Annotated in this window: 21 protein-coding genes and 3 tRNA genes; 11 read left to right on the forward strand and 13 right to left on the reverse strand. The window is 26.6% G+C overall.

All coding sequences use genetic code 11. The features are described 5' to 3' along the window. Positions 1 to 9 precede the first annotated feature (9 nt). On the reverse strand, positions 10 to 558 hold the full coding sequence (gene grpE / locus BDU_RS02590) for a nucleotide exchange factor GrpE (protein ID WP_012538271.1): 549 nt from the start codon (positions 556 to 558) through the stop codon (positions 10 to 12). A gap of 381 nt (positions 559 to 939) precedes the next feature. Here grpE and nadE point away from each other — a divergent pair, with 381 nt between their 5' ends. After that, a complete protein-coding gene (nadE, locus tag BDU_RS02595) occupies positions 940 to 2490 on the forward strand; it encodes an NAD(+) synthase (RefSeq protein WP_041177784.1) in 1551 nt (516 codons plus the stop codon). Next, positions 2483 to 4066 carry a PP2C family protein-serine/threonine phosphatase gene (locus BDU_RS02600; protein WP_041177718.1) on the forward strand — a complete coding sequence of 528 codons (1584 nt, stop codon included), beginning with the start codon at positions 2483 to 2485 and terminating at the stop codon, positions 4064 to 4066. Before nadE ends, BDU_RS02600 begins: the two co-directional genes overlap by 8 nt. 151 nt (positions 4067 to 4217) lie before the next feature. Here BDU_RS02600 and BDU_RS02605 read toward each other — a convergent pair whose 3' ends face one another. Continuing rightward, positions 4218 to 4673 (reverse strand): hypothetical protein, encoded by a 456-nt coding sequence (locus BDU_RS02605; RefSeq protein WP_012538274.1) that lies wholly within the window; start codon positions 4671 to 4673, stop codon positions 4218 to 4220. Positions 4674 to 4789: 116 nt separating this feature from the next. Here BDU_RS02605 and BDU_RS02610 point away from each other — a divergent pair, with 116 nt between their 5' ends. Together BDU_RS02610 and BDU_RS02615 are read left to right on the forward strand one after the other, a co-directional pair. Continuing rightward, a complete protein-coding gene (locus BDU_RS02610) occupies positions 4790 to 6589 on the forward strand; it encodes a hypothetical protein (RefSeq protein WP_041177719.1) in 1800 nt (599 codons plus the stop codon). Further along, the gene (locus BDU_RS02615) at positions 6582 to 7373 is read left to right on the forward strand and encodes a type III pantothenate kinase (RefSeq protein ID WP_041177720.1); all 792 of its coding nucleotides are present in this window, start codon (positions 6582 to 6584) and stop codon (positions 7371 to 7373) included. The genes BDU_RS02610 and BDU_RS02615 overlap by 8 nt, the downstream gene beginning before the upstream one ends. On the opposite strand, the gene BDU_RS02620 is transcribed toward BDU_RS02615, so the two are convergent. From BDU_RS02620 to BDU_RS02630, 3 genes are read right to left on the reverse strand one after another with little or no spacing between them, the layout of a single operon-like run. Next, the gene (locus BDU_RS02620) at positions 7351 to 8175 is read right to left on the reverse strand and encodes a TIGR02757 family protein (protein WP_041177785.1); all 825 of its coding nucleotides are present in this window, start codon (positions 8173 to 8175) and stop codon (positions 7351 to 7353) included. The genes BDU_RS02615 and BDU_RS02620 overlap by 23 nt on opposite strands. Further along, a complete protein-coding gene (locus tag BDU_RS02625) occupies positions 8162 to 8773 on the reverse strand; it encodes a glucosaminidase domain-containing protein (RefSeq protein ID WP_012538278.1) in 612 nt (203 codons plus the stop codon). The genes BDU_RS02620 and BDU_RS02625 overlap by 14 nt, the downstream gene beginning before the upstream one ends. Before the next feature lie 2 nt (positions 8774 to 8775). Beyond that, entirely contained in the window at positions 8776 to 10065 is a 1290-nt protein-coding gene (locus BDU_RS02630; RefSeq protein ID WP_012538279.1) for a hypothetical protein, read from the reverse strand. A gap of 160 nt (positions 10066 to 10225) precedes the next feature. On the opposite strand from BDU_RS02630, the gene BDU_RS02635 reads away from it, so the two are divergent. From BDU_RS02635 to BDU_RS02650, 4 genes are read left to right on the forward strand one after another with little or no spacing between them, the layout of a single operon-like run. Then, the gene (locus BDU_RS02635; protein WP_012538280.1) at positions 10226 to 10984 is read left to right on the forward strand and encodes an MBL fold metallo-hydrolase; all 759 of its coding nucleotides are present in this window, start codon (positions 10226 to 10228) and stop codon (positions 10982 to 10984) included. A gap of 14 nt (positions 10985 to 10998) precedes the next feature. Beyond that, positions 10999 to 11760, forward strand: coding sequence for an exodeoxyribonuclease III (gene xth, locus BDU_RS02640; RefSeq protein ID WP_041177721.1), 762 nt, complete (start codon positions 10999 to 11001; stop codon positions 11758 to 11760). A gap of 23 nt (positions 11761 to 11783) precedes the next feature. Further along, positions 11784 to 12545 carry a hypothetical protein gene (locus tag BDU_RS02645; RefSeq protein WP_012538282.1) on the forward strand — a complete coding sequence of 254 codons (762 nt, stop codon included), beginning with the start codon at positions 11784 to 11786 and terminating at the stop codon, positions 12543 to 12545. After that, positions 12542 to 15367: a M16 family metallopeptidase gene (locus tag BDU_RS02650; RefSeq protein WP_012538283.1), complete on the forward strand. Its 2826-nt coding sequence runs from the start codon at positions 12542 to 12544 to the stop codon at positions 15365 to 15367. The genes BDU_RS02645 and BDU_RS02650 overlap by 4 nt, the downstream gene beginning before the upstream one ends. A gap of 22 nt (positions 15368 to 15389) precedes the next feature. On the opposite strand, the gene BDU_RS02655 is transcribed toward BDU_RS02650, so the two are convergent. From BDU_RS02655 to fusA, 8 genes are all read right to left on the reverse strand, one after another. Further along, entirely contained in the window at positions 15390 to 16826 is a 1437-nt protein-coding gene (locus BDU_RS02655) for a hypothetical protein (protein WP_012538284.1), read from the reverse strand. 58 nt (positions 16827 to 16884) lie between these two features. Continuing rightward, a tRNA-Glu gene (locus tag BDU_RS02660) sits at positions 16885 to 16957 on the reverse strand. A 7-nt stretch (positions 16958 to 16964) separates the two neighbouring features. Beyond that, positions 16965 to 17037 (reverse strand) — tRNA-Lys (locus BDU_RS02665). 91 nt (positions 17038 to 17128) lie between these two features. After that, positions 17129 to 17202 (reverse strand) — tRNA-Lys (locus BDU_RS02670). A gap of 48 nt (positions 17203 to 17250) precedes the next feature. Then, positions 17251 to 17898: a tetratricopeptide repeat protein gene (locus tag BDU_RS02675; RefSeq protein WP_012538970.1), complete on the reverse strand. Its 648-nt coding sequence runs from the start codon at positions 17896 to 17898 to the stop codon at positions 17251 to 17253. Beyond that, the gene (locus tag BDU_RS02680) at positions 17888 to 18244 is read right to left on the reverse strand and encodes a bactofilin family protein (RefSeq protein ID WP_012538286.1); all 357 of its coding nucleotides are present in this window, start codon (positions 18242 to 18244) and stop codon (positions 17888 to 17890) included. Before BDU_RS02680 ends, BDU_RS02675 begins: the two co-directional genes overlap by 11 nt. Before the next feature lie 88 nt (positions 18245 to 18332). Next, positions 18333 to 19028 (reverse strand): Bax inhibitor-1/YccA family protein, encoded by a 696-nt coding sequence (locus tag BDU_RS02685; protein WP_012538287.1) that lies wholly within the window; start codon positions 19026 to 19028, stop codon positions 18333 to 18335. Between the two features lie 12 nt (positions 19029 to 19040). Continuing rightward, entirely contained in the window at positions 19041 to 21122 is a 2082-nt protein-coding gene (gene fusA / locus BDU_RS02690; RefSeq protein ID WP_012538288.1) for an elongation factor G, read from the reverse strand. Between the two features lie 551 nt (positions 21123 to 21673). Here fusA and BDU_RS02695 point away from each other — a divergent pair. The 3 genes from BDU_RS02695 (at position 21674) to BDU_RS02705 (ending at position 23844) form a co-directional block, all read left to right on the forward strand. After that, positions 21674 to 21901 (forward strand): KTSC domain-containing protein, encoded by a 228-nt coding sequence (locus BDU_RS02695; protein ID WP_014696373.1) that lies wholly within the window; start codon positions 21674 to 21676, stop codon positions 21899 to 21901. Positions 21902 to 22103: 202 nt separating this feature from the next. Next, positions 22104 to 23189 (forward strand): hypothetical protein, encoded by a 1086-nt coding sequence (locus tag BDU_RS02700; RefSeq protein ID WP_012538290.1) that lies wholly within the window; start codon positions 22104 to 22106, stop codon positions 23187 to 23189. 121 nt (positions 23190 to 23310) lie between these two features. Further along, complete coding sequence (locus tag BDU_RS02705; protein WP_012538291.1) at positions 23311 to 23844, forward strand: hypothetical protein; 534 nt, start codon at positions 23311 to 23313, stop codon at positions 23842 to 23844. Positions 23845 to 23873 lie beyond the last annotated feature (29 nt).

Below are 23873 nucleotides of genomic sequence, written 5' to 3' on the forward strand. Positions count from 1 at the left end.
TTATTCTAATTAATTTTTACTTTGTGCAACTTTAACTTTTGCAGTTCTTAATACTCGATTATTGTAGCAGTATCCTTTTTGATATACTTCTACAATTTGAGGATTTATAATTTGTTCTTTTTCTTCTATACTTATTGCTTCATGTTGACTTGGATCAAATTCATCTCCTAGTTTTCCAAATTTTTTTAGATTATATTTTTTGTCAAAGCTTGAGAGTATTTCATTTTCAATCATACTAATTCCTGATAATAGGGTATCAAAATCTTTTGACTGCTTTGATGAATCTATTGCTCTCTCTAAATTGTCAAGGAAAGTAATTATATCTTTCATTATGTTTTCATTTGCAAATTTAATAAAGTTTTCTTTATCTTTTTCAAGTCTTTTTCTAAAATTTTCAAATTCTGCTTGTTTTCTTAAATATAAATCTTTTAGATTGGAAATTTCATTTTCAAGTTCAATAATCTTTTTCTCCATGTTAGGGTTATCTTCACTTTGGAATGTTTCATTTTCATTTTCTTTAATTTTTTCGGGGTCTTCACATTTTTCCTTTTCGTCCACTTTAGCCTCCTTTTATAAAGCATTTTATCTATAAAAAAAATATTTTACAAATTTTTTCTTTATGAAAATTTTTTTAAATTTGATTCATTTTAATTATCTTTAAAAGGGTTTATGTTGACTATAAAACTATACTAGTATAATATTGACACATATTTTAAGCTTAATAAATTCTTATGTGTATTTTTTTGTCAAAATAAAAAAATGTTTTAATTTTTTCTTAAAAATGCAATTGACGTTAATACTAGGAAATATGTATTGTTTAATGGATTATTATAATTTTAATTTAGTTTTTCTATATTAAAGATTAATTTTTATATAATTTATTTCATGTGTTTTGGGGTTTTCTTGTAATTTTTTCTGTTATTGCTTATTATTTACTTTGTGAAAATATGTGTAGCTCAGATAAAGTGTCGAATTTTTAGGTTTAATGAAATTTTAAATGAATTTAAGGTAAATTGTGAGTATGCTATTCAAAATAAGGTTGATATTTTAGTTTTTCCTTTTATTTTTATTGAGGGTATTGAATATGAAAATTTGTTTTATAGGCCCGAATACGTTAAAAAGATTTTGTATTGTATTGATTTTATAAAAGGACAAGTTGATGCTGGACTTTGTGTTGTATTTGGACATTATAATTTTTATGATGGCAAATTATTTGATTGTATATCTGTGGTAAGTGATCATCAGTATATTTTGACAACTAGAGAAGTTAATGTCCCAGTATTATTTAGTTATAAAGGTCAAAGTATTGCTGTTTTAAATTTAGATGATGAACTCTTGTTTCATAAGTCTCAGTACAAATTTCATGATTCTTTTAGTAAAATTGATTATCTTGTAATTCCATCAAAATCTTATTTTACTTGTGAAAAAAATAATTTAAGACTTGAGTTTTTTAAAGATGTAGCTATAAAAAATAATTTGGAAATTGCTTATGCCAATTTATATGGCATTTATGATTCTATCGTATTTGATGGTTTGAGTTTTTTTATTAATAAATATGGAAAAATAAAACAAGCCAAAGAATTTGAATATGATATTTTATTTAATGAAGAATTTTATGATTTAGAGTTTGATTGTGAATCCAAAATTTTTGATAAACTTCTTGGAGCATTGGTTATTAGCTTGAGAGAGTATGTTGCTCTTGCAGGCTTTGAAAAAGTTCATTTGGGTGTTTCTGGTGGTATTGATTCTGCTCTTGTTGCTTATATTGCATGTACAGCTTTAGGTGCTAATAGAGTTGTAGGTATTTCTATGCCTAGTAGATTTTCATCAAAAGGTTCTGTTTTGGATGCAGAAAGACTTGCTAATGAATTGGGATTTGAATTGATTCATATGCCAATTGAGAGCATGTTTCAATTTTCTTTGGATTATCTTGATGGGTATTTAAATACAAAGGGAGTTACTGAAGAGAATCTTCAAGCTAGACTTAGAGGATTGTTTTTAATGTCTTATAGTAATGCAAATAGATCTTTACTTTTGAATACTGGTAATAAGAGTGAAATTGCTGTTGGTTATTGTACGCTTTATGGTGATTCTTGTGGTGGAATTTCTTTGATTGGAGATTTATTTAAGCTAGATGTTTATAATCTTGCAAGATATGTAAATAAAAAAGAAGGTAGGGAAGTTATTTTTAGTAATATCCTTTTAAAAGAACCTTCTGCAGAACTTAGAGCTGATCAAAAAGATAGTGATTCTCTTCCTACGTATGAAGTTCTTGATGGTATATTAAATAGGTATCTACTTGAAAATGAGCCTTTGGAATTGCTTTACAAATCTTTTGGGAAAGAAGTGGTTGTAAGAGTGTTAGATCTTTATTCTGGGAGTGAGTATAAGAGAAGGAAAGGTCCTATGATAGTTAAAGTTTCCAAAAAGGCGTTTGGTAGCGATATTTTTCTTCCTATTTCAAGAGTTGCGTTGATTGAGGATGAATAGTAATAATGTTATTAATGTATTAAATGAATTTGGTTTAAAAATAGAAGAGATTTTTTTACTTATCAATACTTATTCTTATGCACTCTATAAAGAAACTCCTAGATATTTTTATGATGATATTACTAATTACCTTGAATTAACTTTAGATATTGCTAATAAATTTCAGGGAGAGTTTGCAGATTCTAAAGATTTGAAGTTGGGTAAATTTATGCTTAGAAGCATGAAGTGCGATTTAATGTCTTATTTATATTTGTCTTTGGAATTAATAGATAATTCTATGCATTATAGTGGAATTGGAGATGCTGGTATTGCCTTTTTTAAGGCCATTTCGTGTAAAATTTTATCGGTAATATCTTATATAGAGATTGAGTTTGAGAATATGGTTTTCTCTTCTGCTCTTAAGAATAGAAAAGATGCAAATAAGGGTGGTAATCAGTTATTGATTTTTTCTTGTGAGAGTGCTTATAGTACAAAACTTGTCAATTATTTGATTTTAAAAGACTATATTGTTATATCTGCAAATACTGTAGATTTGTTTAGTCAGTTACTCTGTGATAATTTTTATGATTTGATTATTCTTGATTTAAATTCGGATGAAAATATTCAGATGATTTTAGATTTACTTAGAAATATTAAGAGTAATAGTCTTTATGAAATGGTTCCTGTTATTGTTATTTCTCAGATAACCAGAAAAGATATTATTCAAACTTTTATTGAAGAACAAGTTGATGATTATTTCTTTAAAAGTTTGGATTTATTGGTATTGGATATTAGAATAACTAGTTTTCTTAAAAAGAAAAAGGTGATAGAACAGGGACAAAAATATTTAGATCTTGTTTTGCATGGTAGAGAATGTGTTGAGAGTGAGCTTATTGAGGCTGGAAATTATATTGAAAATTTATTACCCAAGAAGATCCGAAACGAATTTTTTCATTCTAATTGGATCTTTGTTCCATCAAAAAGAATAGGGGGTGATTTTTTTAATTATTATTTTGTTAATGATGATAATTTAATAATTTATTTAATAGATATTTCTGGGCATGGAGTGGGTTCTGCACTCTTATCCCTTAATGTTTCAAGTGTTATTAATTCTTATGTTATGAATAATAATGACATTAGTCCTTATAAGGTATTAAATTATGTTAATACTTATTTTGTAAAATTCAGAAGTGATATGTTTATTACGCTATGGTATGGTGTTTTAAATGTAAAGACTAAACATTTAAGATTTGCATCAGCAGGGGCACCTCCTGCTGTTGTTTTGAGTGAAAAAGGTAATGTTTATCTTAAGACTAAAGGTGCCATTCTTGGAATTGAAGAAATGTATCCTTGCAAGGAGAGTGAATGTTATTTGAATAAATTTTCACATCTGTTACTTTTTAGTGATGGTGTTTATGAGATTGAAAATAATCAGGATATAATAATGTCTATTGATGATTTTTATAAAATATTAAAAAAAAATACATTAAATCTAGATAGCTTTGTTTTAGAGCGTTTGTATAATAAAATGTTAAATTTGTCAAAATATAATGTATTTAGAGATGATTTTTCTATTTTAGAGTTTATTATTTATTAGTAGCTGTTTTGGTCTTCTTATATAATTAAATATAGCATATGTTTTTGATTGTTGTTTTGTATTAAACTTTAATCATTAAATGGGATGATATAATTTCTATTTTTATAGAAATTATGTGTATTTTTCTTTAAGTTATTTATAAAAAGATTTATTATTTGTTTTTGGTTTTCTGTTTTTGTGTATTTTTTATAGATGTTTTTTTGTCTTGTTTGATGCTTGAATTGTCGATAGATTTTAAAAGTTTATTTAATGTCCAGCTTGAAAATTTAATATAAAGTTTTTTTATAGGGTTTTTTGTATTTTTAAGTAATATCTTGAAAGATTCTATATTCATTATAGTTATTATTTCTTTTAAGCTTTTTGGCAAATTGTTAAAAATTTTAGACCCAACTTTATGTCCTTCTACAATGAAGGTTTGAAGCATCATTTGTTCTTTCTTTTGTAGTCTTCTCATGTATAATTTTAGTATTTTTTCTTGTGAATTCATTATTTCTGCATTAATTTGTTCTTGTTTTTTTGATATTTTTTTTGTTGATTCTATAATAGGCTTTTTAGGAAGAGATTTGTAAGGGTTTGTTCCTGGAATATAATTTTTTGGAATTTTCATCTATCTTGTTACTCCTATTTTATATTTGCTGTGTGCTTTTATTAATTTTATTAAGTTTTTTGCTTTTATACAACCAATATTGATATTTTAATTCTTTATTATTAATATTGAATGATATGAAGAGATATTTGAGTTTGAGTTTTTTTTACTTGTTAATTGGTATTTTATTTTTATTTATAATCATATTGATTCAATTTAGAAACTTGAGTTTAAATATATTTTTATTAAATGATTTAAAATTTTTCGTTAATAATAAAGTTGAAGATAGTCATTATGTTTTAGATAATCTTGTTCTTAATATAAGAGGTATTAAGATAAATTTATCTAAAACTTATCCTATTATTATTCCTGAAAATAGTCTTAAGCTATATCCAATTTCTTATAAAGTACAAGATAATTCAATTTATGTTTATTTTGAAAATAATATTTTTTTATTATTTGTATTTGATTTAAATAATAATTTTCAGATTAGTTCCAATCTTTCTAAAAAATTTTTAATAAGTTATGAAATTGAGAGCGATTATAAAATTTTATTTGACAAAAATATTATTGTGAATGATTCTACAAATAACCATTTCGATGTTTCTTTAGGCAAACATAGTAAACTAAAAGAGAGGGAAATTTTAATTAGTCCTCAAGAAGTTTTTCAAATTGGAAATTTAGTTGCAAAACCTCAAATCGCAAATGAAGTAGTATCTAAAGATATTCCTTTGAATATGAATTTTTCTGCTGTTTATTCATTAATTAAGAAGATAAGTAAAAAAAATTTTGATTCAGTCTTAATGAAATTTAGAGATAAAGTTTATGATGCATGGAGTAGCAGTTCAAATTTTAGCATTAAAAAGGGTGGATGGCGTAAGGGTAATGTATATTCTTTTGATGAGGATATATTTATTTATTATTTGGCAGAATCTTTAACAAGGCATAACTATGAGGATATATTTCCAAAACTTAAACCTTTAATCAGTCTTAATGAAGATAGTTTAACTTATTTAAGTTCAAGTTATTATGTTGATGCTGAAAAAATAGATATGTTTTTTCATTATCTCTCTGTAAATAAGACTTTTATTAATTCTCTTGAACCAGATAAAATTTTGAAATATTTAAAGGAAGATGCGTATCTTTTAGAAAAGATTTTTTTATCTGAAAATGTTTCTATTTTAAATGAATCGTTAAATATTTTAAGGACTCCAGAAGTAATATTAAGCTCTGGGTTTGATTTAACACAAGCCTATAATATTCTCTCTAATTATATTATATTCTTGCAGTTTGATAATGATAGTTTTATATTGGATAAGTTGAGAGAAGAGTTAATAAAATTTATTTCTACATTGTTTTTTGTAACTAATGATGGAGAGGCTTATGTTTCTGAGAATAAAAAGGATTTGTCTTGGGATATTGAGTATACACTTAAAATTGCTGGATTACTTAAAAGACTTGCTTCTAAGTTAAATTCTAATTTAATATTGGAGTTTGCTTGTAATGCTATTTACTATTCTTTGATGAACTCTGATGGTAATAGTATTCCATATGAGAATTATTATGCTGATATTGTTGATAATGATTATATTCCAAAATTTAATTTATTTCCCAATCTTGGAATTGGACATTGGATATATAGTTCGTCAAAGATTGTAAATTTTAATTTTTCTCAGTCTTTTTATTCTATTGAATTTGATCGTGATTTAAATTCTCCTGGATATTTCTTTTTTAAAGGTGTTGAACGTCCTACTTTAGTTAGATTTAGAAATATTAATTGGTTTACAGATATTCAATTTTATATATATTCTGATGGGTGGAGATATTATGCTGGAGATAAAACATTGGTTTTAAAAATAACACCTAAAAAACTCGATGATACAAAAATTTTTTTAAGATTTGATAATATAATGGGATTTAGGGATATTGATGAGTAAAATTGTTGATTCAACTCAGTTAATTGTTGATATTGGAAATACAAGTATATCTTTTGCGTTATATGATGTTGGAGGCATGCAAATATTTTGTAAACTTAAAACAAAACTTGATTTAAGTTTTAGAGAGCTTTGTAACTTTCTTAAACTCAAATTTAACTTTAAAGTTAGTAAAGTATTTGTAAGTAGTGTTGTACCAGTTATCGATAAAGTGCTTATTGATGCAATTATTTTTCTTTATAATGTGACTCCTTTATTTATTGGTTATGATTTAAGTTATGATTTAAGTTTTGAATTTTATAATGGTCGTAAGTTTATTTTAGGATCAGATGTTTTTGCAAATCTTATTGGAGCTATTGAATATTATAATATTAATGATGCTTTGATTGCAGATCTTGGCACAGCTTGTACTATTTTTGCAGTTAGTAGAAAAGATGGCATACTTGGAGGTTTAATTAATGGTGGACCTTTCACAAGTTTGACTGCATTAATTGAAAATGCATATCTTTTAAAGGATTTTAATCTTGTAGTGCCTCAAAATTTATTGGGTTTGTCAACTATTGATAGTGTCAATAGCGGTGTAATTTATCAGTATAAGTATTTAATAGAAGGTGTTTATCATGATCTTATTCGTAATTATGATAGAGAATTTAAATTAATAATTACGGGGGGAAATTCTAATTTGATTTTACCTTTAATAAGTGTAGATTTTATATTTAATTTATATTTGACGCTTGAAGGCATTAGAATTTTGGGAAATGCTTTTAAAGAAAATCATTTGTCTTAAAATTAAAAATGTTTGTAAATAGTTCTTTTTTGTTGAAGCTTTTGTTTATTCCAAATCTAGTTAATGAAAAATCATATTTTACAGGATCATCTTTGTTTTGTTTTAAAAAATATTTTGTAACTTCTATTGCTCTTTTGAGACTTACATTCTTTGTATTTTGAAGATTAAATAGTTTTGCTGAAATATCTCTCATATGAGTATCCATTGGAATTATTAAATTTGATGGATTAATTTTATTCCAAATTCCCAAATCAACATTGTCTTTTCTTATCATCCATCTTAAGAATAAAAATAGTCTTTTACAAGCGCTTCCTTTTGATGGTTTGGGGAGTATCATTCCAAATGGCTCTTTATTAACATTTTCCATTTGTGTTATAAGCTCGTCTAAACTTGCTATAAAGTTTTTGTTTTTTTTGTAGATGTTATGAAATAAATTTTCAATTGATAGATATTTTTCTTTTATTGTTTTAATAGACATTAATAATTTAACAATGTCTTCTGTTGTAAAAAACCTGTATGTAAAGTCTTTATATATTTCATTTAAATCTTTTCTTGTAAATGTTTTGAGTGTTTTTGAAGGTTGTTTTCCAAGTGGTTTTAAAATGTACTCAATTGCTGATAATATTCTCTCAACTCTTCCTAATGCTAGTGATGAGCTAATTAAACCTACAAGTTCAATGTCTTCTTTTTCTGTATATTTATATAAAAATTCTAATGGGTCTGGATGAACAAATTCTCGTTTATTATATTTACTGTATATAAATTCTAATATTTCTGATATGTTATCCTTATTTTTTTGCATTCTCAAATTCTAACAACCCTAACAATATTTTTTTTAATTTTTTATCATAAAGTTTGTCTGTTGCCCATTTTCCAGTGAGATCATATATTGTTGGGGCAGATCCTCTTTTGACGAAATAAAATCTAGGATCAACCATATTTGAGTTTATATCTTGGCTTGAGGCATAGGCTTTTAAATGTTGAATGTGTGCTCTTATTCCTTCTTGCATATTAGAAAAAGAATTTCCCTTTGTAAAATTGTCAGTGGCTCCTAATCCTGAAAAATTATGTTGTTCTTTTGATACTATCCCATTAAATTTTAAAATGCCTGTTTCAAGTAACATTTGGGCATAGGCAATATCATAATTTATTCCTTCAATTATAGCTTCTTCTATGTAAATTTGTGCAATTGTTTTGACATATTCTGCTTCAAGATAAGGATTCATTTTTAATGTATATTTTACAATATTCTCTACTTGACTTTTTCCTTTACTTAGTAAAAAGGGAATATATTTTTCTTTTTGTGTTGAGGTGTTTATTTCAATTATTTCTTCAATGCAGTAACTCTTTACTGTTAATAATATTTGTGATATTAATAACAGTATAAACTTCTTGTGCATTTTTAATGTCCTTTATCTTCAATAAATTGATCAATTTCATTTATCATGAAATCAAATCTTGGTAATGTTAATTCTTGATTTTTAAATAAGTTGAAACTTGATAAATAACTTCTACTAAAAATGAAATCAGAAATCTCACCAATATGATTCATGTTGATTATTTTTATAGAAGATATATCCGATTCTGTTTGTTGCCATTCATTTTCATCTTGTTTTATTAATAATTGTAACGTTTTGATTTTAAATTTTTGAGGTTTACCCCCAATATTTATATATTTTTTTATTTGTTGATTTTGATTTATGATTTCATTTGCAATGTTTATTTGATTTCCCATTGTAATTAAGACCAATTGATTTATATCCATTCTTGAATCTAAAAATTTTAATTTTTGACTTGATTTTACAAGTTCTATTACATTTTGAATTTCTGTAATATCGGATGTTTTGTCTTTTCTTTGACTGAAAATTTTGATTGGTTCTACCAAATATTTAATCATTGAGTTTGAAATATGTGTTAGTAAAGTTGTATTGTTATTTTTAATAAAGTTATGGATGTTTATATGTTTGTATATTGGAGAATATAGATATACAATATTTCCTTTTTTAACTAGTCTGTTTACAAGTGATTTAAACATTGAGTCATGAGAATAAGAAGGTAGAATAATTAGGATACTGTCATATAGTTTTTGATTGGTGCTAATTGGTGCGTCTTTATATACATTTTCATATGTTGGAAGATAATTCATTTCATTTATAAAAAAAGGATTAAAATCATAATAAAAAAAAGGGTTTTGACGTTTTAGTCCTAATGTGAGATTAATTGGATACCAGACTGATAGATTTAAGTTATTTTTGTGATCTTTGATTTTTGTAAATCCTATTTTATAGTTTGCATTTATGTCTTTTGGATAATTGATAAAGAAACTGAGATATGAAAATATTGTTGCAATAAATATTATTATTATTGATGGTATTACTATCATTATTTTAAAAGGAATAGTGAAAATTATTCTTTTGAGTTTGTTGTTTTGTTTCCTTTGTTTTTGTCTTCTAAGAATGATTGTTTTTATGGTTTTAATAGTAGTTATTATTAAGAAAAATAGGAATATGGAGCCGGTATATAACATTAATGGTCTTGCTTCTATAAGATATAGCGTAATTATGAAGAAGGTTCCTGGGAATATGATGAAATAATCTTCATAAGAAAATTCTTTTTTAAAATTAAATAAATTTATTATTAAAAATATACCAAAACTTAATAAAAATATTGTTTCATAAGATTGTTCGTACATAAAAAATATTTTTTCCTTAACTAATTATAAGCATAAAAACTTTATTTACAAAATAATTTATTGAGTTGCATTGAGCTTTTAATGATATAGCCAGGGTTTTTCTTTTATCGTTTAATTTTATTATGATATAATTGGGGTTCTTAAGGGGTAATGGTAATACATGTTAGGAATATTTTTAGGAACTGGTGCATCAAGTGGTGTTCCTATGTTGAATTGTAATTGTAGAGTATGTAATTCAGATTTTTGTAAAAATAAAAGACTTAGAAGTGCATTTTTGTTAAGTTTGTGTGGTCTTAACTTATTGATTGATACGGGACCTGATATTAGAACACAGCTTTTAAGGGAAAATATTTTGAAATTGGATTTGGTATTGTATACTCATGAACATTATGATCATATTATGGGACTTGATGATATTAAATTTTATACAAGGTGTGTTCCTTTACCTATTTATGCCCGAGAGACTACTATGCATCATATTAAAAATGCATTTCCACATAATTTTTCATCAAGAATGTCTATCAGTGGAAAAGCCAATATTCTTCCTAGATTAGCAGTTGATTTTGAGCAAATTTTTTTTAAAGGAATAAAGATAATTCCAATTCCTTTACTACATGGAGATATAATTAGTTTGGGGTATAGAATAAATAATTTAGCATATCTTACTGATGTTAAGTCTATTCCCGAGATTTCTTATAGTTATTTAGAGGGATTAGATGTATTGGTGATAGATGCTTTGAGAATTAAACCTCATCCAGGTCATTTAAATTTTGATGATGCTATTCTTGAAGTTAAAAAGATCAATCCTAAAATTGCTTATTTCACTCATATTGCACATGATATTATGCATGATGAATTTGATTATTTGAGGAGGGATAATATTTATTTAGCTTATGATGGCTTACAAATATATATTTAGATTGGTATATAATGATGAATTTGATTTCTTGGAATGTTAATGGAATAAGAGCTGTTTCTAATAAGGGTTTTCTTAATTTTATTGCAGAATATAGTCCTGATATTTTGTGTTTGCAGGAAACCAAGGCTTTAAAAGAACAGTTACCTAGGGAACTTATTGATATTGAGGGATATTATTCATATTTTTCAAAATCCATAATCAAAGGTTATAGTGGTGTTGCTATTTATTCAAAAATTGAACCTATTAAATTGGAAAATATGAATATTGAAATATTTGATAGAGAAGGGAGATGCATTATTGCTCATTATCATGATTTTATTCTGATTAATGCATATTTTCCTAATTCACAGTCTTTAAGAAAAAGACTTAATTATAAGCTTGAATTTTTGATGAGTCTTGAATCTATTGCAAATTCATTTGTAACTTCTGGAAAAAATCTTATTGTTTGTGGGGATTTTAATATTGCACATACGGAAATTGATTTGTCCAATCCTAAGACTAGCAGAGAATCTGCTGGCTTTTATGTTGAAGAAACCAATTGGATGGATAATTTTTTAAATAGAGGTTATGTGGATACATTTAGAATGTTTAATAAGGAGCCAGGTAATTATACTTGGTGGGATTATAAGACGAGAGCTAGGGAACGTAATGTAGGATGGAGAATTGACTATTTTGTTATAAATAAGGCTTTTCAATCTAAAGTAAAAGATGCTTTAATTTTAAATAAGGTAATGGGTAGTGATCATTGTCCTGTTTTTTTAAAATTAAAGCAATAGATTAATATGTATGGGAGTTATGTATGAGTCGGTATTTTGTAATGGTTTTGTTTTTGTGTATTCATAATCTGATTTTTGGAATAAAGTTGATTAATTTAGAAAGTATTGATTTTTATCGCAGTCTTGAGAAGCAGGATTTATTATTTATAATTCATTTATTAGAACGTGAAAAATATTTAAATCAAAAGGATGAACTCTTTACATATATTGATTTAGCCAATCAGGCTTTGATTGAGAAAGGTACACAGGTTTTGGGTGGCAATGATAAATTGGATGATATGCAACTTATTAATTCTTTGCAACGAGATAATCTGGATAATTATAATAGTTCAAAGTTTGTCTTGCAAGCATCTAAGGCGTTAAATATTTTTGTGTTTTTTGATGATATTGATGGGTTTTTAAAAACATTAGATGGTCGTAGAGTAAGTTTTAGTGATGGTAATTTTGTTATCTTAGATCAGGTTTCTTTTAAAGGTTATGATAATGTTGCAAGTGAACATTCTACTATTGAAATTTATGAGAAAAGTATTCTAAATCCTGATTTTAATAAACTTATTTTAGACAAATTGGGATTTTTTGTTTATATTGGGGAATTAAATAAAAAAATTTATTTTAATGATATTGTAAAATTGTCTAAAGGGGAACTTTTATTTTTATTTTATGAATTGTTTCCTATTTCTAGATTAAAGGGTATAAAGGATTGGTATGATTTTGGATTTACGTCTATTATTAGAGAAATTAAAAAAGTTTATAATACAAGAATTAATTCAAGGAAATTAAAATGAGATGTAAACGCATTAATAATATTACTATATTAAAAGTTGTTTTTTTTGTTTTGAGTTTTATTATTTTATCTTGTTCATCTTCTAAGTTAAGTTTGGATAAAAACTTAGTAAATGGTCAACTTAAAAATGGACTTAAATATTATATTTATAAAAATCAAATTCCAAGTAAATTTGTTCATATGGGAATTTTGTTTAATGTTGGTTCTTTAAACGAAGAGGAAAATGAAAGGGGTTTAGCCCATTATCTTGAACATATGGCTTTTAAAGGTACAGAGGATTATCCTGGTAGTGAAGATATTTTGGAAATTCTCAAAAAATTTGGAATGAAATTTGGAGCTGATCTTAATGCTTATACTACTTTTGATAAAACTTACTATTATCTTGATTTGCCAGATGGTGGTCAGGAGAGTGAAGTTGATGAAGCTTTAAATGTATTGAAAAATTGGGCTTTTCAAATTAAGTTTGATGACTTAGAAATAGATAAAGAACGTAATGTTATTATTGAAGAAAAAAAATATAGAGATAATTATTCTTCTAGAATGTCCAAAAAAATGTTTGAGGTTGTTGGAGGTAATAGTAGATATTTTATTCGATCTCCTATTGGTATTGAAGAGAGGATTTTATCTTTTAAATCAGAGGACTTTAAAAAATTTTATAATAAGTGGTATAGACCAGATTTGACCAGTGTCATTATTGTTGGAGATATTGATCCAAAAGACATTGAAGAGAAGATAAAAAAATTGTTTGCATCTTTTAAGAAACCATTAGATGAGCCTGAAAAAGTTGTAATAAATTTAGATACTGTAATTGATAAAAAATTTGTAAGTATAGATGATGATGAAACCTTATTTCCTAGTATTGAGTTTATTTGTAAAGAAGAGACCAAAGGAGGTATTGTTACTGTTGGGGATCTTAAGAGATATATCGAGAAAAATCTATTAAATAGTCTTTTTATAAATAGATTTTATGAATTAAAGGTTATTGGAACAAATTATTTTAGATCATTTAATAAATTTGGTTCGAATTATAAATCAGATAATAATTATATTTTGATTAAAAATATTTCTTTAACTATCGATCCAGAGCATTTTAAGGAAGCTTTTGAAGGGTTTTTTTATGAAATTGAGAGAATCAGGAAGTTTGGTTTTACGAAAGGAGAGATTGATAAAATTAAGTCCGAAATGATAACTTCTTATACTGTTGATAAAGAGAATCTTAAGAAACAAAAGTCTTCCATCATTGCAGATCATTTGGTGGGTGTTGCTTCATCGAATTTTCACTTGCTTGATGGTAATGAAGTTTTTGACGTTGCTATTAAATGTTTGAATAATATTAGCCCAGATACAATATCAGCTCTTGCTAGTAGTGAGGCCTTTATAGATAATATGACTGTTATTTATAAGTATTCTAAAAAATTACATTCTAATTTAACTTTTGAAGAGTTGCAAAAATTTCGTGATATTGCTTTAAATAAAGAAATTAAACCTTATGATGATGTGTCAATTCAGGGCGAATTCTTCAAAAAATCTTTGCAAAGTAAAAATATTGTTGATGAAAAAGAATTTATAAATGAAATTTCATCTTTTACTTTGGAGAATGGCGTTGAAGTTTATTTTAAACATAATGAAAATAAGAAAAATATAGTTGACTTTACTGCAATTTCTTGGGGTGGTTTATTAAGTGAGGATCCTGAATTGATTCCTGTTTTATCTTTGGCTCCAAGTATAGTTTCTAAATCAGGATATGGGGATTATTCTAAGCTTCAAATTGAAAAATATTTATCAAATAAATTGGTAACATTGATGCCATCGGTTTCTGAGAGAAGTTCACGTATTAATGGTGGTGCTGAGGCTAAAGATCTTGAAACTTTATTTAAGCTTATATATTTTACATTTAATGAAGCCAAGATAGATGATGTTGTTTTGCAGACTACTATTGATGATATGAGTGCAACAATTAAGGCTAGGAAAAATAGTTCTAATTATCTTTTTTCTAATGCTATTAAAAAATTTTATAATAATGATGATTATCGTTTAAGAGATATTCAAGAATCTGATTTGCAAAATATATCAAAAGATATTCTTTTGGATTTTTATAAAAAGAGATTTACTTATGCAGACAATTTCAAATTTATTTTTGTGGGAGATATTGACTTAGATACAATAAAAAAATTTTCAAGTAAATATTTAGGTAATTTAAATTCTAAAAAGCTAAATGAATTTAGAGATTTAGATTATTCTTATAAAAAAAATACGAAAAGAATAGTTGTTGGTAAAAAAGAGGATGCTGCAAGTAGTACTGTATATGTTGCATATCCTTTCACGTTTAATTATACACCTGAAAAAGTCCTAAATTATAGGGCGTTGGCATCTCTTTTGAGTGAAGGTCTTGTTAAAGCTATTAGAAGAGAACAGTCTAGTGTTTATGGAATAGATGCGTCTTTTGATCACTATTTTAGAAAGCATTCTGATTCAGATGGTTTTATTGTTGTGTCTTTTACAGTTGAGCCTAAGGCTTTAGATAGTGTTTTAAAATCTGTTAATGAATATATTTTGGAGAGACAAAAAATAGATTTTGTAGATACTGATTTTGATTATATTAAGAAAAATATTATTAAAAATAATAATATTGCTTCTGAGTCCAATGGTTATTGGAGTTCAGTGATATTAAATTCGGTTTTGTGGCATGATTCTATTATAGATACTTTTAGTAATAAATTTGTTGATGATAATTTAAATAAAGATACAATAAATATGTTATTTAAGAAGATCGATTTTAAGCAAGGAACAGAGATTGTATTAATTCCAAGTAATGATAATTAATTTTCATTATATTGTTTTGTTTTTAATTGCTGTTGTCTTTAAAAAGGATTAATAGTTCTCCCGGTATTAATCCTTTTGTTTGCCATAATAATTTTTCTAATTTTATGGCCCATTGTTCATATTCTTTAAATTCAGTTTTGGAGAAGTAATTGGTGTTAATTAAATAATTTGCTATATTTTCTTTTGGGAGCGCGGTTGTATATGCATAAAATTCATTCATTACTAAATAATTAAATGTGACATCATAACCTATGTTATCTAAAAAATTAATCCAAGATTTTTTGTTATTTGGTGAAATATTTTTATTCCAAAAATTAACAATTTCTTTATTGAAATTATTGTCTGTAAAAAAATACATGTGTAGCATTTCATGCATAAAGATTCTCATTTGGTCTGTTTTTGACATAATTTCATCTTCGGAGTAAGTTGCAAATGCAATGTTTTTTGATTTGTTTTTAATTTTTATTATGTTATTTTCAATATATGCTAATTTGTTGGCTATAATTAAGTTTTTTAAAGTTATTTCTTCTTTATTTAATTTAATATTTGATTTTTGTGCTTCATTAAAAAATGTAATTATATCTTGGAGTCTATAATCATGACCACCCCATCCTACTTTATTTTCTAGTTCAGTATTTGATAATAATCTTCCTCTAAATTCTTTTTTTTCGAGAAAGAATGCCATTCTTTTTAACATTAAGGCTTGATCGTGCAATGTTTTAAATTTTATTATGTATACATTAGGATTTGCTATGAAATTAAAGAATTCAAAAGAATCTCTTCTGTAATTTTTTTTTGTATAATTGAAAATAAGTTTTAAGTCAGCATTTATTGGTTTATTGATTTCATAATAATCATTCATATTAATGTATCCAATTTCATTAATTTGAATCATATTGTCGTTTTTGGTAGATTTTATTTCATCATTGTGATTTTCTAGTGATGTGTACTTGATGAGATTTGATAGTACTATTTTTTGTGATTCTTTTTTTGAATATAAATTTGTTATTATGGGATTTAATATTGTTTCTTTTGATTTAAAGCCTATTATTGGAAACATGTTTTTATTGAGATTAAAATTGATAGAATATCCATCCTTATCAATGAATATTTTAAATTTTTGGAGATCTGTTTTTGTTGTTTGTATACTGGATTTTTGTATTTCAATGTTATTGAAATTGATAGATTTGATATTATTTATTTTGATTTCTAATATCATTGTTTGATCTTGATTAATGATTGTTGGGATATTGTATGAGTGACTTTTGTATTGGGTGTTAATTTTTATATTTGCATTTTTGTTGCTTTTTAGATTTAATATGAGATGATCTATTTTTTCGTTATGACAGTATACTATTTTTTTATTATTGTTGATTGTTATGCATTTTTTTTGATTATTAGTTTCATTGATTGCATAAAGCCTTGTCAAGAAGATTAACATCATTAAAATTCTTTTCATTACATACTATATTATAATGAAAAGAATGTGATAAATGAAAATTTAAGCAAATTTTTTACATCCTCTAGGGGAATCGAACCCCTGTTGCCAGGATGAAAACCTGGAGTCCTAGGCCACTAGACGAAGAGGACAAAAAATTGAGCTCAGTAGGACTCGAACCTACGACTCTCGCCTTAAAAGGGCGATGCTCTACCAACTGAGCTATGAGCCCGAAAACAAAATCAAGTTTATCAAAACTAATTATACCATTTATATTAAATAATGTCAACACCTTAGGATGGGCAACACTATCATTATTTTAATGAGCTGCACAGGACTCGAACCTGTGACCAGCGGGTTAAGAATCCGCTGCTCTTACCACCTGAGCTAGCAGCCCGTAGTTTATATGAACTACTAAATAGAATAAATACTTCAAGACATAATGTCAAGAATTGTGATTATTTTTTTCTATCTTTTGTAGTAAATTTTTTGCTTCTAAATGATTAGGATTTAATGTCAACAGTTTTGTTAAAGTTTCTTTTGCTAGAATTTTATTCTTTGCATTAATTCTTGACTTTGCAAGTTTTAATAGTATATTTTGATTGTTTGGGAAAAATCTTAAAGCGTTTTCATATGCAAAATCAGCTTCATTATATCTCTCAAGTTTATAAAAAGAATCTGCAGTTAGGATATATACTTTAGCTATTCGAGCTCCATTAGCATCAAGTCCGATATATTTTTGAAAATGTTTGAGAGCATTTTTATATTGTCCTTGAAAAAAGTAAGCTTCTCCTAATGCTTGAATTATTCTTGAATCATGTTTTTTTATTTCAAGTCCTTTAATAGATTCTAGTTCAGCTTTTTTATATTCTCCTGTTGCTATTAAGCTCCATATAAGTATTACTCTTGCATCTAAATTATTTGAATTGTTTTTTATTTCATTTTGAGTATTTATAATTGCTTCTTGAAATTTGCCTTGCCTGTAGAGTAAAAGGGAGTCTTCTTTCACTTGTGCTTGTATTTTGATTGTTAGGCACAAAAGTGGCAAGAAAAGGATTATTCTTAATTTTGAGTCAAAATGTTTATTTGTCATTTTTCTCCATTTCACAATTTCCATTAAATGAGGCTCCTGCTTCTATGAATAGTTCTTTTGTTGTTATGTTGCCAATTAATTTACCAGTTTTATAAATTTTGATTGTCTCTAAAGCCTCTACATTTCCTTTCATTGTACCATGATTGAGAAAATTATTACATTTAATTTCTGCTTCTACATGGGCTTTTTCTCTTAGATATATTGAACTTGTAGAATTTATAAATCCTTTGAGTATGCCATCAATGATTATAGGCTTACTACTTTCTATATATCCTTCAAAGTTAAAATTACTCTTTATGACATTTTGGGTACTGTTTTCTTCAAATTCTAGGGTATCTATGCTCAATGTTTCTCCTAAAAATGAATGCTTATTTTTATTTTAAGCATTCATTTTTTATTTTACATTTAAATTTTAATTTATTGATTTTTAGATTTTAATCTCTTCTTTGTCCCAAAAATCTTAGTAAGTATAAAAATAAATTTATGAAATCTAAGTAAAGTTTTAAAGAAGCTACTACTGCCATTCTATTTTTGATTTCAGTACCATCTTCTAACATATTATCCATTTTAGAAATATTTTGAACATCATAGGCTGTTAAACCTGTAAATAAAATGACACCTAAAATTGAGATTAGAAAATTAAGCCCTGAACTTCTAAAGAACATGTTAAGTATAGATGCGATGATGATGCCCCATAATCCCATCATAAAATAGCTACCCATTTTTGTAAGATCTGTACTTGTTGTGTGTCCATAAAATGACATTGCAAGGAAAGTTAAAGAAGTAATTCCAAATGTATAAAATATTGAACCTTGAGTATATATCATAAATATAGAAGATAGTGTTACTCCTGTTAAAGCTGAGTACATGAGAAAAAGGGCTGTTGCTGTTCCACTTGATATTCTATTAATTGCACCACTTATTGCATAAACAAATCCGAATTGTATAAGTATTATGGCTATATATGACATTGGATTTGTGAATATTATGGCTCTAATTATTGCATTTTCAGATGTTGTGTATGCAAATATTGCAGATATTAAAAGCCCAACTGACATTAATCCAAAAACATGAGCCAAAAATTTATTTTTTATTTTTATTTCTTGTTTATCTTGCGTTAATTCAAGCATTATTATTCCTCCTTATTTATTGTTTTGTTCGTTAAATTTTTTACATAGTTCATTAAATGTTGCATTTGGAACTTTACCATATCTTAAAAATTCCATTGAAAATTCAGCTTTTCCTTGTGTAGATGATCTTAAAACAGTTGAAAATCCAAACATTTCACTTAGCGGTACTTCGGCTTCGACCTTTGAGAAAGTGCCTTCTTCAGAAGAACCTAAAATTATTCCTCTTCTTTGATTGAGTAGGCCAAACATATTTCCTTGGAATTCTGTTGGTCCTTCAAGAGTTACTTTCATAATTGGTTCTAGTATTGTAGGTTTTGCCTTATTATAAGCTTCTCTAAATGCTCCAATTGCTGCTAATTGAAATGCAATATCTGATGAATCAACAATATGGTATTGTCCATCATTAATTGTAATTTTGACTCCAACGATTGGGAATCCAATTAAGGTTCCCTTTTCCATAGCCTTTTGAAATCCTTTATCACATGATGGAATATATTCTGTTGGAATTACTCCACCTTTTATAAGATTGACAAATTCGTAAGTTTGTTCTTCTGTATCAAGTGGTTCCATAAATCCGGCAACTCTTCCAAATTGACCTGCACCACCTGATTGTTTTTTATGAGTATAATTAAATTCTGCTTTTTCTGTAATGGTTTCTCTATATGCTACTTGGGGCATTCCTGTTTCAACTTCGGCTTTAAATTCTCGTTTCATTCTCTCAATATAAACTTCTAAGTGTAATTCACCCATTCCTTGTATTATTGTTTCTTTTGATTCATTATCTACATAAGTTTTAAATGTAGGATCTTCTTTAGTAAATCGTCCAAGAGCTTTTGCCATATTGTCAGCTGATTTTTTATCTTTGGGTTTGATTGATAGAGATATTACTGGTTCTGGGATATACATTGATGTCATTGAGTAATTAATAGAAGGGTCACAGAATGTATCTCCTGATGCGCATTCTATTCCAAATAAAGCTACAATATCGCCACTGCTTCCAAATTCAATGTCTTCAGTATTATTGGCATGCATTCTAATGAGTCTTCCAACTTTAAACTTTTTAGAAGTTCTTGAATTTATTAATTCTTGTCCTTTTTTTAAAACTCCTTGATATATCCTGACATAAGTTAATTGTCCGTATTGTCCGTCTTCTAGTTTGAAAGCTAATGCTACAGTTGGTAATGTTTCGTCAGTTTTAAGTTTAATTTCTTTTTCATTTGCATTTAAGTCAAGTGCTATGTTTTGAATATCATGAGGTGAAGGTAAAAATTTATTTACAGCATCAAGTAAAAGTTGTACTCCTTTGTTTTTATATGCAGAACCCATAAATACTGGACAAAGTTTTAAAGATAAGGTTCCTGTCCTAATTGCGTCGTATATTGTCTCAAGAGCCACATTTTTTCCTTCCATATGTAGTTCCATAAGTTCATCATTAAAATCAGATAAGGCATCAAGCATTATTTTTCGCTTTTCTTCAGCCTCATTTAACAATTCAGCAGGGATTTCTTTTTCTATAATTTCTGTTCCATCTTTACCTTCAAAGTAATAGGCTTTCATAACAACAAGATCAACAACTCCCATGTGTTTATCTTCAAGTCCAATTGGAATTTGCATTAAAACTGAATTTAAGCCAAGTTTATCTTTAAGTTGATCTTTTACGTTACTAGGATTTGCTCCGGTCTTATCACATTTATTCACAAAAGCAAGTCGTGGTACATTATATCTTTTTAATTGTCTGTCAACTGTAATTGATTGAGATTGGACACCTGCAACGGAATCAAGAATAAGTATTGCTCCATCTAAAACTCTAAGTGAACGTTCAACTTCAATTGTGAAATCAACGTGACCCGGAGTATCAATAATATTGATTGGATGATTTTTCCATTCAACATGAGTTGCGGCTGATGCAATTGTGATACCTCGTTCTTTTTCAAGTTCCATTGAATCCATTGTTGCTCCAACACCATCTTTTCCCTTAACTTCATGAATAGCGTGAATTTTGTTACAATAAAATAGAATACGTTCTGTAAGTGTGGTTTTCCCTGAGTCGATATGGGCACTAATACCTATGTTGCGCAATTTTTTGTAGTCCATGGAATATTTTCCTCCTGAGCGTGTATTACTTAGAACATTAATTGTCTTTAGTATTTTACATGATTTTTTTAGAAAAGTCTATTTTAAACTCTTCAAGTTGCCTTTGACTTGAGAGAGTTTTATTTTAAGATAAGTAAATAACTTTAATTGAAGTATAAATTAGGTATGTTTCTATTTTAAATTGATTTTGTTTCACAAAAGTTTTCATATTAACATTTACATATATTATCTAATGTATAAACTATGAGAGTGTTAATGTTATTTGTTAAGTTATTACAAGATTTTTGATGTTAAGAATTATTTTGTTTTATTTTTTTGTTAGGTATTATATCTGTTTTATACTTTTATAAAAGTTAGTTTGTAAAGAAAGTTTGTTATATTGAGATTTGCTTGACTAAGTTGTGTTAAACGTATACATTTAATTATAAGGAATATATCATTTAGTAAATTTTGATTTTATTGATTAAAAATACTTAACATTATTTAATGAATTTACTCTTTCTTTACTTTATATTTTATACTCCTAAGAATAACTATTGGAGGATATAAGTTTGAATACTTTAACAATATCTCATGAATTGAGTAAGATATGTCAGGTTGATTATGATTCTGCTTTGTCTGAACTTTCTGTATTTTTTAAAGACGGAAGAGCTTATAAGTATTTTAAAATTGAGCCAAGACATTTTAACATAATATCTAAACTTGTACAAGAAAAAAAATCAGTTGGGAAATATTTAACCGAACATATATTTAACAAGTATGATCAAGAAAGGCTTTAGATTTTAAGTTTATTTTTTAATTGGCTAAGAAGGATTTGTTATGAAAATCCTTCTTAGTATAGAAATCTTTTTTTTCAATTATGTTACTTTATAGTTTCTTTAAAGAAGGAAAGGTTGTATTTGCTTTTTTTTGTAATAAAGTTTATCATGTAATTTAAGTTATTTGGTGACCTATTACTTATTTATATGGGGGCTGTAAGAGATGAGGAAAAAATTAATTTTTATAACATTATTATTAGTTTCACTTTTTAGTACATCTTATGCCAAAGTTATATATTTTTCAGCAGGATTTAGTACACAAATTAGTCTTGAATCACTTTCTTTTTTTGGGAAAAAAACAGGTACAATATTGGATAAATTGATGAGTTCTGAATTGTTTCCTATATTGAAAAATATTAGGGTTAATTTGTTTAATCAGATAAAAGAATTTGAAAGTAGTGCACATAAGTTGCATAATTCTTTTCAAAAAAGTTTATCTCTTTTTGTTCAATTGTATAAAAACAGGAAAAGCGGTACTGGACAGGTAGAAAATATGAATGATTCTGATCTTGATGGACTTGGACCGCTTTTAAATAGTACTCATGATTTGAGATCATTTTTAATTGAATTGCGTAAATTACATCTCAACGGTACTTTTAGGAAGTTAGGTGAAAGTGGCTCGCATTTGAAAGAGCTTATCGTGGATTTAGAAAATACTGCAAAACAGGCTCTTAGTCTTAAGGATTCTCTGTTTGCTCAATTAAATGAATTTGGAGTCTATAATCAAGATGACTTGATGAAGATATGGAATGAAATTTCCACTCCTGGAACTAATTTGAATGATGCTTTAAGACAGAAATTGTCACCTTTGTTTAGTAGCGGATTTCAAGGTTATTTTCAAGTTGGACTTCCTATTTTTCAAAGTGATTTTTATTATGGTTTCGAACTTGGATTTGGGATGAATCTTGGAAGGCTTATTGTGCCACATTTAAGACTTTTAGAATCTTCTTATCCTGTTAAGTTGGGAATGGGCATTATGCCAAGATTGTTTGTTAAATATGATATTTACTATTTGGCAGCTACTCTGTTTTCAGGTTTTGGTGATAGGTCTTTAGTTGTAGATCCTATTTATGTGGGAAATTTAGCAAGTAAGAATAAGATAACCAATCCTTTTAGTGTTATTGAAACGGGTCTGAGATTAAGGTTAGCTTTTCTTAATTTTGAATCATCAGTGTTATTTTCTATTAATGATTTTAAATATAGAGACTTAAGAGTTGGGCTTGGGTTTGAAATACCAATAATTATTTAGATAATAGCATCATTGTTTATGGGTATATAGATACGTAAATATTTTTTATTGATGATGTATATCTATAGTTGCTATCTATGTTATTAATTTAGCTTTTAAGCTAGTTTTAGGTTTTGCTTTAATGTATAAGGGGTTGTTCTTTTGTCTACTCTATTTTGTTTTGTCTTGTAAAACTTTTGATAAAGATTATCAAACTATAGCAGATGAGTATTATAAGCTTGCAAAGTTAAATGAAGAACTTGGTAATAATCAAACATCTGTTGAGCTTTATGAACAAGCTATTAAATTTGATTCTAATATAAATGCTGCTTCTGGTTACAATTTTATTTTGGCTTACGTTAATTTAAAGAGATATGAAGAGGCCGAATTAAAGCTTGGATCTTTATTGGAGAATGATAAAGATAATATTTTGTTAATTAATTTAAAAGCCTATTTATTTTTTAAGAAAGATAATTTGGAAGAGGCTTTAAAATTATATTTAAAGACTTTAGAAATAGCGCCTGCTAATCAAGAAGCGTTATTTAATGTTTTTTATATTTATCATTTGAATAAAGACATGGAAAATGCGAAGAAATATATCTTAAAATATCAAGAATTTAAATATTCTGTGCCTTCTAATGCTAGTGATATAGTTTCTTCTATTTTAAAGGATTAGGGTTAGAGATCTTTTTTTACTACTTTTGA

Origin of the sequence: Borrelia duttonii Ly (assembly GCF_000019685.1) — a bacterium.
Lineage (GTDB): Bacteria > Spirochaetota > Spirochaetia > Borreliales > Borreliaceae > Borrelia > Borrelia duttonii.

Coding starts and splice junctions, on each gene's coding strand:
- BDU_RS02700 (WP_012538290.1), top strand. CDS start 22,104: ATGAGGAAAAAATTAATTTTTATAACATTATTATTAGTTTCACTTTTT.
- BDU_RS02650 (WP_012538283.1), top strand. CDS start 12,542: ATGAGATGTAAACGCATTAATAATATTACTATATTAAAAGTTGTTTTT.
- xth (WP_041177721.1), top strand. CDS start 10,999: ATGAATTTGATTTCTTGGAATGTTAATGGAATAAGAGCTGTTTCTAAT.
- BDU_RS02615 (WP_041177720.1), top strand. CDS start 6,582: ATGAGTAAAATTGTTGATTCAACTCAGTTAATTGTTGATATTGGAAAT.
- BDU_RS02645 (WP_012538282.1), top strand. CDS start 11,784: ATGAGTCGGTATTTTGTAATGGTTTTGTTTTTGTGTATTCATAATCTG.
- BDU_RS02625 (WP_012538278.1), bottom strand. CDS start 8,773: ATGCACAAGAAGTTTATACTGTTATTAATATCACAAATATTATTAACA.
- fusA (WP_012538288.1), bottom strand. CDS start 21,122: ATGGACTACAAAAAATTGCGCAACATAGGTATTAGTGCCCATATCGAC.
- BDU_RS02655 (WP_012538284.1), bottom strand. CDS start 16,826: ATGAAAAGAATTTTAATGATGTTAATCTTCTTGACAAGGCTTTATGCA.
- BDU_RS02705 (WP_012538291.1), top strand. CDS start 23,311: ATGTATAAGGGGTTGTTCTTTTGTCTACTCTATTTTGTTTTGTCTTGT.
- BDU_RS02685 (WP_012538287.1), bottom strand. CDS start 19,028: ATGCTTGAATTAACGCAAGATAAACAAGAAATAAAAATAAAAAATAAA.
- BDU_RS02635 (WP_012538280.1), top strand. CDS start 10,226: ATGTTAGGAATATTTTTAGGAACTGGTGCATCAAGTGGTGTTCCTATG.
- BDU_RS02610 (WP_041177719.1), top strand. CDS start 4,790: ATGAAGAGATATTTGAGTTTGAGTTTTTTTTACTTGTTAATTGGTATT.
- BDU_RS02675 (WP_012538970.1), bottom strand. CDS start 17,898: ATGACAAATAAACATTTTGACTCAAAATTAAGAATAATCCTTTTCTTG.
- BDU_RS02630 (WP_012538279.1), bottom strand. CDS start 10,065: ATGTACGAACAATCTTATGAAACAATATTTTTATTAAGTTTTGGTATA.
- BDU_RS02620 (WP_041177785.1), bottom strand. CDS start 8,175: ATGCAAAAAAATAAGGATAACATATCAGAAATATTAGAATTTATATAC.
- BDU_RS02600 (WP_041177718.1), top strand. CDS start 2,483: ATGAATAGTAATAATGTTATTAATGTATTAAATGAATTTGGTTTAAAA.
- BDU_RS02605 (WP_012538274.1), bottom strand. CDS start 4,673: ATGAAAATTCCAAAAAATTATATTCCAGGAACAAACCCTTACAAATCT.